This is a genomic window from Variovorax paradoxus NBRC 15149, assembly GCF_001591365.1.
Lineage (GTDB): Bacteria > Pseudomonadota > Gammaproteobacteria > Burkholderiales > Burkholderiaceae_C > Variovorax > Variovorax paradoxus.
In genome coordinates this window covers 365,574-377,915 of the sequence record NZ_BCUT01000001.1, presented here as the reverse complement: position 1 = coordinate 377,915, position 12,342 = coordinate 365,574, and the positions used below count along the sequence as shown (strand labels likewise).

The 12,342-nt window shown below is 66.7% G+C and carries 11 protein-coding genes; 8 read left to right on the top strand and 3 right to left on the bottom strand.

The features are described 5' to 3' along the window. Position 1 precedes the first annotated feature (1 nt). Positions 2-964 (bottom strand): tripartite tricarboxylate transporter substrate binding protein, encoded by a 963-nt coding sequence (locus VPA02S_RS01775; protein WP_244883327.1) that lies wholly within the window; start codon positions 962-964, stop codon positions 2-4. Positions 965-1,137: 173 nt separating this feature from the next. On the opposite strand from VPA02S_RS01775, the gene VPA02S_RS01770 reads away from it, so the two are divergent. Then, on the top strand, positions 1,138-1,923 hold the full coding sequence (locus tag VPA02S_RS01770; protein WP_012747246.1) for an IclR family transcriptional regulator: 786 nt from the start codon (positions 1,138-1,140) through the stop codon (positions 1,921-1,923). 123 nt (positions 1,924-2,046) lie between these two features. On the opposite strand, the gene VPA02S_RS01765 is transcribed toward VPA02S_RS01770, so the two are convergent. Further along, the gene (locus tag VPA02S_RS01765) at positions 2,047-2,694 is read right to left on the bottom strand and encodes a GntR family transcriptional regulator (RefSeq protein WP_012747247.1); all 648 of its coding nucleotides are present in this window, start codon (positions 2,692-2,694) and stop codon (positions 2,047-2,049) included. A gap of 128 nt (positions 2,695-2,822) precedes the next feature. Here VPA02S_RS01765 and scpA point away from each other — a divergent pair, with 128 nt between their 5' ends. From scpA to VPA02S_RS01730, 7 genes are all read left to right on the top strand, one after another. Continuing rightward, a complete protein-coding gene (scpA, locus tag VPA02S_RS01760; RefSeq protein ID WP_062361702.1) occupies positions 2,823-4,985 on the top strand; it encodes a methylmalonyl-CoA mutase in 2,163 nt (720 codons plus the stop codon). A gap of 10 nt (positions 4,986-4,995) precedes the next feature. Beyond that, entirely contained in the window at positions 4,996-5,472 is a 477-nt protein-coding gene (locus VPA02S_RS01755; RefSeq protein ID WP_012747249.1) for a GNAT family N-acetyltransferase, read from the top strand. Then, positions 5,466-6,518, top strand: a complete 1,053-nt coding sequence (gene meaB, locus VPA02S_RS01750) for a methylmalonyl Co-A mutase-associated GTPase MeaB (protein WP_062361700.1) — start codon at positions 5,466-5,468, stop codon at positions 6,516-6,518. Before VPA02S_RS01755 ends, meaB begins: the two co-directional genes overlap by 7 nt. A gap of 40 nt (positions 6,519-6,558) precedes the next feature. Continuing rightward, the gene (locus VPA02S_RS01745) at positions 6,559-8,103 is read left to right on the top strand and encodes an acyl-CoA carboxylase subunit beta (protein ID WP_007828159.1); all 1,545 of its coding nucleotides are present in this window, start codon (positions 6,559-6,561) and stop codon (positions 8,101-8,103) included. A 20-nt stretch (positions 8,104-8,123) separates the two neighbouring features. Further along, positions 8,124-10,172 (top strand): acetyl-CoA carboxylase biotin carboxylase subunit, encoded by a 2,049-nt coding sequence (gene accC / locus VPA02S_RS01740; RefSeq protein WP_062364357.1) that lies wholly within the window; start codon positions 8,124-8,126, stop codon positions 10,170-10,172. A 141-nt stretch (positions 10,173-10,313) separates the two neighbouring features. Further along, on the top strand, positions 10,314-11,360 hold the full coding sequence (gene bioB / locus VPA02S_RS01735; protein WP_062361697.1) for a biotin synthase BioB: 1,047 nt from the start codon (positions 10,314-10,316) through the stop codon (positions 11,358-11,360). Then, on the top strand, positions 11,357-11,848 hold the full coding sequence (locus VPA02S_RS01730) for a VOC family protein (protein ID WP_062361694.1): 492 nt from the start codon (positions 11,357-11,359) through the stop codon (positions 11,846-11,848). Before bioB ends, VPA02S_RS01730 begins: the two co-directional genes overlap by 4 nt. Here the strand turns inward: VPA02S_RS01730 and VPA02S_RS01725 are convergent. Beyond that, positions 11,838-12,335, bottom strand: coding sequence for an Lrp/AsnC family transcriptional regulator (locus tag VPA02S_RS01725; RefSeq protein WP_012747254.1), 498 nt, complete (start codon positions 12,333-12,335; stop codon positions 11,838-11,840). The genes VPA02S_RS01730 and VPA02S_RS01725 overlap by 11 nt on opposite strands. Between the last annotated feature and the right edge of the window lie 7 nt (positions 12,336-12,342).

Genomic DNA, 12,342 nt, shown 5'->3' with positions numbered 1-12,342 from the left:
CCTATTCGGCCTGGATGCCGGCTTCGGCGATCACGCGCGACCAGCGCTTCATCTCGCTCTGGACGAAGGCGTCGAACTGCGCGGGCGTGGAAGCCACCACGTCCATGCCTTGTTCCTCGACGCGGCGGCGCATCTCGGGGTCGTGCAGCACTCTTGCGGTGTCGGCCTGGATCTTCGCGACCACCGCCGGCGGCGTGGCGCGCGGCGCAACGAAGCCGAGCAGCGCGCTCACGTGGAATCCCGGCAGGGTCTCGGCCACGGTCGGATAGCCGTAGCCCGGAATCCGCTTCTCGCCGAGCGTGGCGATCATCTTCATCCGGCCCGCCTTGACGTACGGCAGCACCGAAAGAAAAGGGTCGAACACGAGGTCGAGCCGCCCACCCAGCAGTTCGGTGTGCGCCGGCGCGCTGCCCTTGAAGGGCGCGTGCAGCATGTCGAAGCCCGCTTCGCGCTTGAGCAGCTCGGCGCCCAGGTGCGTGGTGCTGCCGGCGCCGGGCGTGCCGTAGCTGAGCTTGCCCGGGTTCTTCTTCGCGTAGGCGATGAGTTCGGCCAGCGTGCCGAAGGGCGCATCGGGCCGCGCCACGATCGCGAGCTGCAGGTTGGCGATCTGCGTGATGCCCGCCAGGTCCTTCACCGTGTCGTAGGGAAGGCTCTTGCGCAGCGACGGATTGACCGCAAAGGACGAATTCACCATGCCGAAGGTCAGCCCGTCGGCCGGCGCCTTGGCGACGAAGTCGACGCCAATGGCCGTGCCGGCCCCCGGCTTGTAGTCGACAAGCACCGGCTGGCCCCACATCTCCTGCAGCTTGAGCGAGATCAGGCGCGCCACTGTGTCGGTCGGCCCGCCGGGCGCGAAGGGAACGATGAGCTTGACGGGCCCCTTGGGGTAGCCGCCCGCGTCGCCCGCGGTGGCCGCCGGCGCGGCGGCCGCAAAGCCGGAGAGCGCCAGGCCGCTTCCCGCCAACAGCAGCAGGCGCCGGTCTCGCGAGGGAAGAAGGGCGGTTGAGCCGCCAGCGGAATGTCTCGAATTTCTGTATAAATGGAACATTGTTTCGAAATAATGATTCCCGAGCGCCGTCACGTCAACCGTTTTTTGCTGAAGAATGAACGAACATCTAAAAAAAAGGGTTTGGATACATGAATGACGCGATTGGCGGCAAAGAAGAAGTCAGCGCGCTTGCCAGGGGGCTGGCCTTGCTCAAGGTCATCGGAATGGCAGCCGCACCCATCAGCAATCGCGACCTGGCCGAAACCACCGGCATCCCCAAGGCCACCGTGTCCCGCCTCACGGCCACGCTGGTGGCCGCGGGCTACCTGAAGCAGTCGCAGGACAGCGACCGCTTCAGCCTCGGGCCCGCGCTGCTCGACATGAGCAGCCGCTACCTGCGCCACTTCGACCTGCGCACGGTGGCCCGGCCGCATCTCTCGGAGCTGTCCGAATTTGCCGGCGCCAGCGTCCACATGGGCGTGCGCGACGAGCTGGACATGCTCATCATCGATTCGCTGCGCCCCCGCTCCGCGCTGATCAGTTCGCGCATCGAAGTGGGCTCGCGCATGACCATTGCCACCTCGGCCGCGGGCCGCGCCTACCTCGGCGCGCTACCCGCCGCCGAGCAGGCCGAGGTGCTCGAGCAGATCCGCCTGGAAAGCGGCGAGAACTGGCCTTCGATCGAGCCGCGCCTGATGGCCGGGCTCGACGAATACGCGCGCCTGGGCTATTGCAGCTCGTTCGGCGAGTGGCATCCGCACATCCACGCCCTGGGCTTTGCGCTCAAGGGCCCGCGCGGCGAGCGCTACGGCGTGAGCTGCGGCGGCCCCGCCTACCTGCTGCCCAAGGACGTGATGCTCGGCCGCGTCGCCCCCAGGCTCCTCGAAACCGCCCAGCGGATCTCCCAGGAAGCCGGCACCGTCAGCACCGACTGATCCCCGCCGCTGCCACGGCTCTCTTCGTGAAACACCGGGGATCCGGCTTTGCCGGTCCCCTGGTGTTGCTCCCGGAAGGGGGTGGGCGAAGCGACACGAAGTGCGCGAAGACTGGGGGAGAACTCAGTTCGCGGCTTCCAGGCCGTTCGTGAAATGCTCGCGCATCCGCGCCATCGCCGCCGCGGCATCCCGCGCCTCGATGGCCGCCATCACCGACCGGTGCTCCGCGAGCGATTCCGCGATGCGCCCCGCCTTCAGCAGCGAGTTGTGCCGGTTGAGCTTCATCACCTTGCGCAGGTCGGCCACCATCTGGTCGCGCCACTTGTTGTTCGCAATGGCCAGAAGGCACATGTGGAAGCGCTCGTTGACCGCAAAGAAATGCTCGCGGTCTTCCTTGCCCGGTGCGCCTGCCGCTTCGAGTTCGGCATGCAGCGCCTTGAGCTCCGCGCGCTGGGCCTCGCTCGCGCGCTCGGCCACCACGCCGGCCGCATCGCTTTCCAGCAGCGAGAGCAGGTGGTAGACGTCCGCCAGGTCCTGCTCGGACACCTCGGTGACGTAGGCGCCGCGCCGTACCTTCATGGTCACCAGGCCTTCGGCGGCCAGCACCTTCAGGGCTTCGCGCAGCGGCGTGCGGCTGATGCCGTATTCCTCGGCCAGCTTGAGTTCGTCGATCCAGCTGCCCGGCTCGAGCTCGCGGCGGAAGATCCGCTGGCGCAGCAGTTCGGCCACCTCTTCATAGAGGGCGCGCGGGGTGAGGGTGAGGGCGGACATGGGGCGGACTGTACCGCAAAAACGGGTTTGAATTAATAATTACGGATCGGTTAGACTCGCGGCCGGCTTGCAAATCCCTTGCAGGCGAATTTGCGACTACCCTGCAAGACACTGCGAAAAGCCCCCTCATGAGCAGCAAACCCGAACCCACCTTCAAGCCGGCCAACCTCGACGACTGGGCCAAGGCCGCCGCCAAGTCGGCACCGGGCGGCGACCTGGGCGCGCTCAACTGGCTCACGCCGGACGGCATCACCGTGAAGCCGCTCTACACCGCGGCCGACCTGCAGGGCCTCAAGTACACCGACACGCTGCCCGGCTTCGAGCCCTACCTGCGCGGCCCACAGGCCACCATGTACGCGGTGCGTCCCTGGACCATCCGCCAGTACGCGGGCTTCTCGACCGCCGAGGAATCGAACGCCTTCTACCGCAAGGCGCTGGCTGCCGGCGGGCAGGGCGTGAGCGTGGCTTTCGACCTGGCCACCCACCGCGGCTACGACAGCGACCATCCGCGCGTGACCGGCGACGTCGGCAAGGCCGGCGTGGCCATCGATTCGGTCGAGGACATGAAGATCCTGTTCGACCAGATCCCGCTCGACAAGGTGAGCGTGTCCATGACGATGAACGGCGCCGTGCTGCCGGTGCTCGCGGGCTACGTGGTCGCGGCGGAAGAGCAGGGCGTGAGCCAGGACCAGTTGAGCGGAACCATCCAGAACGACATCCTCAAGGAGTTCATGGTCCGCAACACCTACATCTTCCCGCCCGCGCCGAGCATGCGGATCATCGGCGACATCATCGAGTACACGGCGCAGAAGATGCCCAAGTTCAACTCGATCTCGATCAGCGGCTACCACATGCAGGAGGCCGGCGCCAACCAGGCGCTGGAGCTGGCCTTCACGCTGGCCGACGGCAAGGAATACGTGAAGACCGCGCTGGCCAAGGGCCTGGACGTCGACGGCTTTGCCGGGCGCCTGTCCTTCTTCTGGGCCATCGGTATGAACTTCTATCTCGAAGTGGCCAAGATGCGCGCCGCGCGCCTCTTGTGGTGCCGCATCATGAAGGAGTTCAACCCCAAGAACCCCAAGAGCCTGATGCTGCGCACGCACTGCCAGACATCGGGCTGGAGCCTGACCGAGCAGGACCCCTACAACAACATCGTGCGCACCACCATCGAGGCCATGGCTGCGGTGTTCGGCGGCACGCAGAGCCTGCACACCAACGCGCTCGACGAAGCGATTGCGCTGCCTACCGAGTTCAGCGCCCGCATCGCGCGCAACACGCAGCTCATCATCCAGGAAGAAACGCATATCACGAACGTGGTCGACCCCTGGGCCGGCAGCTACATGATGGAGAAGCTCACGCAGGACATGGCCGACGCGGCCTGGGCCATCATCGAGGAAGTCGAGGCCATGGGCGGCATGACCAAGGCGGTGGACAGCGGCTGGGCCAAGCTCAAGATCGAAGCCGCCGCCGCCGAGAAGCAGGCGCGCATCGACTCGGACAAGGACGTGATCGTGGGCGTCAACAAGTACAAGCTCAAGACCGAGGACGCGATCGACAGCCTCTCCATCGACAACGTGATGGTGCGCGAGCAGCAGGTGGCGCGCCTGCAGAAGATCCGCGCCTCGCGCGACGGCGCCAAGGTGCAGGCCGCGCTCGACGCGCTGACCGAAGCCGCCGAAAGCAACACCGGCAACCTGCTGGCGCTGAGCATCGATGCGGTGCGCGCGCGCGCCACGGTCGGCGAGATTTCCGACGCGCTCGAAAAATCATTCGGCCGCCATCGGGCCGACACGCAAAAGGTGACCGGTGTGTACGCAGCTGCCTACGACTCGGCCGAAGGCTGGGAAACCCTCAAGACCGAAATCAACGCCTTCGCCGAGGAACAGGGCCGGCGCCCACGCGTGATGATCTCCAAGCTGGGCCAGGACGGGCACGACCGTGGCGCCAAGGTGGTGGCCACCGCGTTCGCCGACCTGGGCTTCGACGTGGACATGGGGCCGCTGTTCCAGACGCCCGAGGAGTGCGCGCGGCAGGCCATCGAGAACGACGTGCATGCCGTCGGCGTGAGCACGCTCGCGGCCGGCCACAAGACGCTTGTGCCCGCCATCATCAACGAGCTCAAGAAGCAGGGCGCGGACGACATCATCGTGTTCGTCGGCGGCGTGATTCCGCGGCAGGACTACGACTTTCTCTACGAGGCCGGCGTCAAGGGCATCTACGGTCCGGGCACGCCCATTCCGGCCAGCGCCAAGGACGTGCTGGAGCAGATCCGCGCGGCGGTTTCGGCCTGAGAAGCAGAGCGTGGGCGATCTCTTGTCGCGGCTGTCGCTGCAGCCGGTTGAATCCAGCGATTTCGAGGCCATGCTGGCCCTGCGCGTCGATGCGATGCGCCCCAGCCTGGAGCGCGTGGGGCGCTTCGACCCCGCGCGCTCACGCGAGCGGCTGCAAGCCGGTTTCGTCGTGCCCTTCATGCACCACATCGTGCTCGACGGCGAGCTGCGCATCGGCTTCGTCACGCTCAAGCCCGAAGGCGCGGATGCGCTGCGGCTCGACCACCTCTACCTGCGCACCGGCTTCCAGGGCCTGGGCATCGGCGAGTGGGTGCTCGAGTGGGCCAAGTCGCAGGCGCGAGAACAGCGGATGGACATCAAGCTCACCGCGCTCGTGCAGAGCGATGCCAACCGCTTCTACCTGCGGCATGGCTTCGTGCTCGAAGGCGAAGAGGGCGTCGACCTGCACTACCGCTGGCGCGTGTCGTCCCCGGAGGACGCGTGCTGAACAAGCCGGCGGCTGCACTGGAGCGCGCGATTGCCGAATCAGGCGGCATGGCGCAGCGCCGCGCCATCGCCAAGGCCATCACGCTGCTCGAATCGACCCGCGCCGACCACCGCGCACAGGCCGATGAACTGCTCACCGCGCTGCTGCCGCGCACCGGCCAGTCGTTTCGGCTCGGCATCTCCGGCGTGCCGGGCGTCGGCAAGTCGACCTTCATCGAGACGCTGGGCCTGCTGCTGATCGGCAAGGGCCACCGCGTGGCGGTGCTCACCATCGATCCTTCCTCCACTGTCTCGGGCGGCTCCATCCTCGGCGACAAGACGCGCATGGAGCGGCTCTCGGTGCACGAGCGCGCCTACATCCGGCCCAGTCCCTCGAGCGGCACGCTCGGCGGCGTGGCCGAGAAGACGCGAGAGGCCATGCTGGTGTGCGAGGCCGCAGGCTACGACATCGTGATCGTCGAGACCGTGGGCGTGGGCCAGAGCGAAACCGCCGTGGCCGGCATGACCGACATGTTCGTGCTGATGCAGCTGCCCAATGCGGGCGACGACCTGCAGGCCATCAAGAAGGGCGTGATGGAACTGGCCGACCTCGTCGTCATCAACAAGGCCGACATCGACAAGGACGCCGCGACGCGCGCGCAGGCCCAGATCACCTCGGCGCTGCGCCTCTTCGGCCACCAGGGCAACCCGGACCATGCGCATGCGGCGCACGACGCGCACAGCGGCGCACAGGTGCGCTTCTGGCTGCCCCAGGTGCTGCAGCTGAGCGCATTGGCCGGCACGGGCGTCGACGCCTTCTGGGATGCCGTCACGCAATTCAGGCAGCTGCAGAGCGCCAACGGCAAGCTCGCCAGGCGCCGCGAGAAGCAGGCCACCGCGTGGATGTGGGAACGCATCGACGCCGGCCTCAAGCAGGCCTTCAGGCAGCACGCGCAGGTGCGCGAATTGCTGCCGCAGCTCACGCAGCAAGTGGCGGAGGGCGCGCTGCCCGCATCGACGGCGGCGCGCCAGCTGCTTGCGGCGGCCGCCATCACCGCCAGGCCATGACCCCACACCAAATTCAGGACCACAGCTTCGGAAGCACACCATGCAAGAACTGATCGAACAACTCGAAAAGCGCCGCGCCCAGGCGCGCCTGGGCGGCGGGCAGAAGCGCATCGACGCGCAGCACGCCAAGGGCAAGCTCACGGCGCGCGAGCGCATCGAGCTGCTGCTCGACGACGGCACTTTTGAAGAATGGGACATGTTCGTCGAGCACCGCTCGGTCGATTTCGGCATGGCCGAGCAGAAGATTCCGGGCGACGGCGTGGTCACGGGCTACGGGATGATCAACGGCCGCCTCGTGTTCGTGTTCAGCCAGGACTTCACGGTCTTTGGCGGTGCGCTCAGCGAAGCGCATGCCGAAAAAATCTGCAAGGTGATGGACCAGGCCATGAAGGTCGGCGCGCCGGTCATCGGCCTCAACGATTCGGGCGGCGCGCGCATCCAGGAAGGCGTGGCGTCGCTCGGCGGCTATGCCGACGTGTTCCAGCGCAACGTGATGGCCTCCGGCGTGGTGCCGCAGATCAGCATGATCATGGGCCCGTGCGCGGGCGGCGCGGTGTACTCGCCCGCCATGACCGACTTCATCTTCATGGTGAAGGACTCCAGCTACATGTTCGTCACCGGCCCCGAGGTGGTGAAGACCGTGACGCACGAGAGCGTCACGGCCGAAGAGCTGGGCGGCGCCGTCACCCACACCACGCGCAGCGGCGTGGCCGACATGGCGTTCGAGAACGACGTCGAGGCGCTCATGATGCTGCGCCGCCTCTACAACTACCTGCCGCTCAACAACCGCGAGAAGCCGCCGGTGCGCCTGGGCAACAACGGCCAGGGCGATCCGGCCGACCGGCCCGACTACTCGCTCGACACGCTGGTGCCCGACAACCCCAACAAGCCCTACGACATCAAGGAGCTGATCCTCAAGGTGGTGGACGACGGCGACTTCTTCGAGCTGCAGCCCGACTACGCGAAGAACATCGTGATCGGCTTCGCGCGCATGGAAGGCCAGACCATCGGCATCGTGGCCAACCAGCCGCTGGTGCTCGCGGGCTGCCTGGACATCAAGAGCAGCATCAAGGCCGCGCGCTTCGTGCGCTTTTGCGATGCCTTCAACATCCCGGTGGTCACTTTTGTCGACGTGCCCGGCTTCATGCCCGGCACGGGGCAGGAGTACGGCGGCATCATCAAGCACGGCGCCAAGCTGCTCTACGCCTATGCGGAGTGCACGGTGCCCAAGATCACCGTCATCACGCGCAAGGCCTACGGCGGCGCCTACGACGTGATGGCCTCCAAGCACCTGCGCGGCGACGTCAACCTGGCCTGGCCGCGTGCCGAGATCGCGGTGATGGGCGCCAAGGGCGCGGTGGAAATCATCTTCCGAGAGGACAAGAACGACCCCGAGAAACTCGCCGCCCGCGAAGCGGAATACAAGGCGCGGTTCGCCAACCCATACGTGGCGGGCGCGCGCGGCTACATCGACGACGTGATCCTGCCGCACGAGACGCGCAAGCGCATCTGCCGTTCGCTCGTGATGCTGCGCGAGAAGAAGCTCGAGAACCCGTGGCGCAAGCACGGAAACATCCCACTGTGAGCGGCACGGAGAAGAAGAACATGTTCAAGAAGATACTGATCGCCAATCGCGGCGAAATCGCCTGCCGCGTGATCCAGACCGCGAAGAAGATGGGCATCCTCACCGTCGCGGTCTACTCCGACGCCGACAAGGAGGCCCGCCACGTCGAGCTGGCCGACGAGGCCGTGCACATCGGTGCCGCGCCCAGCCGTGAGAGTTATCTGCAGGCCGACCGCATCATCGAAGCCTGCAAGAAGACCGGCGCCGAGGCCGTGCATCCGGGCTACGGCTTCCTGTCGGAGAACGAGGCCTTCGCGCGCAAGGTCGAGGAAGAGGGCATTGCCTTCATCGGACCCAAGCACTATTCGATCGCGGCCATGGGCGACAAGATCGCCTCCAAGAAGCTCGCGAACGAGGCCGAGGTCAACACCATCCCGGGCTGGAACGACGCCATCGAGACGGCCGAGCGCGCGGTCGAGATCGCCAAGGACATCGGCTACCCGGTGATGATCAAGGCCTCGGCCGGCGGCGGCGGCAAGGGCCTGCGCGTGGCCTACAACGACAAGGAGGCCTTCGAGGGCTTCACCTCGTGCCGCAACGAGGCACTGAGCAGCTTCGGCGACGACCGCGTGTTCATCGAGAAGTTCGTCGAGGAGCCGCGCCACATCGAGATCCAGGTGCTGGGCGATTCCCACGGCAACGTCATCTACCTGAACGAGCGCGAATGCTCGATCCAGCGCCGCCACCAGAAGGTGATCGAGGAGGCGCCTTCGCCGTTCATCAGCGACGCCACGCGCCGTGCGATGGGCGAGCAGGCGGTGCAGTTGGCCAAGGCCGTGAAGTACCAGAGCGCGGGCACGGTGGAGTTCGTGGTCGGCAAGGACCAGAGCTTCTACTTTCTGGAGATGAACACGCGGCTGCAGGTGGAGCACCCGGTGACCGAATGCATCACAGGGCTCGATCTTGTCGAACTGATGATCCGCGTGGCGGCCGGCGAGGAACTGCCGCTCACGCAGGAACAGGTCAAGCGCAACGGCTGGGCCATCGAGTGCCGCATCAATGCCGAGGACCCGTTCCGCAATTTCCTGCCTTCGACCGGCCGCCTCGTGAAGTTCCAGCCGCCGGCCGAGACCATGTTCGCAGCCGACACCGAGCGCCTGAACGGCGTGCGCGTGGACACCGGCGTGTACGACGGCGGCGAGATCCCGATGTACTACGACTCGATGATCGCCAAGCTCATCGTGCACGGCAAGGATCGCCAGCATGCGATTGCCCGCATGCGCGAGGCGCTCAACGGCTTCGTGATCCGCGGCATCAGCAGCAACATCCCGTTCCAGGCCGCGCTGCTCGCGCATCCGAAGTTCGTGGCGGGCGATTTCAACACCGGCTTCATCGCCGAGCACTACGGCAAGGGCTTCCATGCGGAAGACGTGCCGCACGCCGATCCGGCTTTCCTGATTGCGCTTGCGGCCTATGTGCACCGCCGCTATCGCGCGCGGGCCTCCGGCATCAGCGGACAGCTCGAAGGCCACGGCGTGAAGGTGGGCGAGCAGTTCGTGGTGGTGGAGCTGGGGCCGGAGGGCAAGCATGTGCACCATCCGGTGTCGGTCACCGACTTCCATGGCAAGACCGGCGCCAGCGCCGTGGCCGTGGGCGGCAAGAGCTACAAGATCGACAGCGGCTTTGCGCTCGGCGCCATTCGCGTGCAGGGCATGGTCAACGACCGGCCCTTCACCGCGCAGGTCGAGCGCGGTGCCGGCAAGAACCCGCTGGCGCTGCGCGTGTCCCACGACGGCACGCAGATCGAGGCGATGGTGCTGTCGCCCCTGGGTGCGCGCCTGCTCGAACTGATGCCCTACAAGGCGCCGCCGGACCTGAGCAGGTTCCTGATGTCGCCAATGCCGGGCCTCCTGGTCGAGGTGTCGGTGCAGCCGGGGCAGCAGGTGCGGGCCGGCGAGAAGCTGGCCGTGATCGAGGCCATGAAGATGGAAAACGTATTGTTCGCCACGCAGGACGGCGTGGTGGGCAAGATTTCGGCCAACAAGGGCGAGTCGCTCGCGGTCGATCAAATTATTCTGGAGTTTGAATAAAGCTCACCCCCAGGCTACGCGCACTTCGTGTCGCTTCTCCAACCCCCTTCCGGGGGCAACACCTGCGGCCCGGCGAAGCCGGTTCCGCGGTGTTTCCCGAACAGACAACGCTTCGGGCAGCTATGAAAGATTTTTTTTGATATGACGACCTCCGATCTTTTTTTCGAAGCGCCCATCACGGCGCCTGTCACGCTGCACCGGCCGGCCAAGGCCGCTGCGCCGCAAGGCCCGTGGACGGTCGAAGCGATTCAGGCGCTGCTCGACAAGCCGCTGATGGACCTGCTGTTCGAGGCGCAGACGGTGCACCGCCAGCATTTCCCGGAAGGCGACATCGAGCTGGCGACGCTGCTGTCGGTCAAGACCGGTGGCTGTCCCGAGAACTGCGGCTACTGCCCGCAGTCGGCCGAGTTCGACACCGGCGTGAAGGCGCAGAAGCTCATGGAAGTCGACGAGGTGGTGCGCGCCGCGCAGGCCGCCAAGGACGCCGGCGCCACGCGCTTCTGCATGGGCGCCGCATGGCGCGCGCCGAAGGACCGTGACGTCGAGAAGGTGGCCGTGCTGGTCGAGGCCGTGAAGGGGCTGGGCCTGCAGACCTGCGCCACGCTCGGCATGCTGGAGCCGCACCACGCGCACCAGCTCAAGGCCGCGGGCCTGGACTACTACAACCACAACCTCGACACCGCGCCCGAGTACTACACCGACGTGGTCGACACGCGCACCTACCAGGACCGGCTCGACACGCTGGCCCATGTGCGCAGCGCCGGCATCAGCGTGTGCTGCGGCGGCATCGTCGGCATGGGCGAGCAGCCGGTGCACCGCGCGGGACTGATCGCGCAGCTGGCCAACCTGAATCCGTACCCGGAGTCGGTGCCGATCAACAGCCTGGTGCGCGTGCCGGGCACGCCGCTGGCCGATTCGGAGCCGGTCGATCCCTTCGACTTCGTGCGCATGATCGCGGTCGCGCGCATCACGATGCCGACCGCACGCGTGCGGCTCTCGGCGGGCCGCCAGCAGATGGGCGATGCGGTGCAGGCGCTGTGCTTCATGGCTGGCGCCAACTCCATCTTCTATGGCGACAAGCTGCTCGTCACCGGCAATCCCGACGTCGAGGCCGACACGGTGCTGCTGCGCAAGCTCGGCCTCAATGCGCGGCAGGTGCAGGAGCAGCCGGAAGGTTGCGCCGCATGACCACCGCCGCCGCACGCCCCTTCAAGGTGCTGGGCATCCAGCAGATCGCCATCGGCGGGCCCGACAAGCTGCGCCTGCAGAAGCTCTGGGTCGATATGCTGGGGCTCGAGGTCACGGGCACCTTCAAGAGCGAGCGCGAGAACGTCGACGAGGACATCTGCTCGATGGGCAGCGGGCCGTTCAAGGTCGAGGTCGACCTGATGCAGCCGCTCGACCCCGAGAAGAAGCCGGCCGTGCACACCACGCCGCTCAACCACGTGGGCCTGTGGATCGACGACCTGCCCAGGGCCGTCGAGTGGCTCACCGCGCAGGGCGTGCGCTTTGCGCCCGGCGGCATCCGCAAGGGCGCGGCGGGTTTCGACATCTGCTTTCTGCACCCGAAGGCGAACGACGAATTCCCGATTGCGGGCGAGGGCGTGCTGATCGAGATGGTGCAGGCGCCGCCCGAGGTGGTGAGCGCCTTCAGCGCGCTGGCCGCTACGCGTTGAGCACCTTCCTGATAGGCGGCTTCACGTCCGAACGCTGAGGCGGCAGCATTGGCTGGTGCTCGCGCGCCGGGTTCAGGATGATCGAGGTGGCCGTCTCGGTGAGGATGCAGAACTTGGTGACCACCGCATCGAGGTGGCTCACGTCGATGACGGCGATCTCCAGGATCCAGCTGTCGTCGCCGGTCACGTTGTAGGCATTGACGCATTCGGGCGTCTGCTGCACCAGTTCCACCACGCGCGCATAGTCGGCGCGGCCCACGCGGATGATCGCGCGGATGCCGTAGCCGAGCTTGCCGAGGTTCACGGTCGCGCGGTAGCCGCTGATCACGCCTGCGGCCTCGAGCTTCTTCACGCGCTCCGTCACGGCCGGCTGGCTCAGGTGCACGCGGCGGCCGAGCTCGGCCATGGTGAGCCGCGCATCGGCCTGCAGTTCGGCCAGGATGCGGGTGTCGTGCGCATCCAGCGCGGGGTTCAAGCTGAAGTCCATGCAACTC

What these genes read in the sequence shown, in the direction of transcription:
- VPA02S_RS01770 (WP_012747246.1), top strand. Translation starts at nt 1,138, where the DNA reads ATGAATGACGCGATTGGCGGCAAAGAAGAAGTCAGCGCGCTTGCCAGG.
- VPA02S_RS01765 (WP_012747247.1), bottom strand. Translation starts at nt 2,694, where the DNA reads ATGTCCGCCCTCACCCTCACCCCGCGCGCCCTCTATGAAGAGGTGGCC.
- scpA (WP_062361702.1), top strand. Translation starts at nt 2,823, where the DNA reads ATGAGCAGCAAACCCGAACCCACCTTCAAGCCGGCCAACCTCGACGAC.
- VPA02S_RS01745 (WP_007828159.1), top strand. Translation starts at nt 6,559, where the DNA reads ATGCAAGAACTGATCGAACAACTCGAAAAGCGCCGCGCCCAGGCGCGC.
- accC (WP_062364357.1), top strand. Translation starts at nt 8,124, where the DNA reads ATGTTCAAGAAGATACTGATCGCCAATCGCGGCGAAATCGCCTGCCGC.
- bioB (WP_062361697.1), top strand. Translation starts at nt 10,314, where the DNA reads ATGACGACCTCCGATCTTTTTTTCGAAGCGCCCATCACGGCGCCTGTC.
- VPA02S_RS01730 (WP_062361694.1), top strand. Translation starts at nt 11,357, where the DNA reads ATGACCACCGCCGCCGCACGCCCCTTCAAGGTGCTGGGCATCCAGCAG.
- VPA02S_RS01725 (WP_012747254.1), bottom strand. Translation starts at nt 12,335, where the DNA reads ATGGACTTCAGCTTGAACCCCGCGCTGGATGCGCACGACACCCGCATC.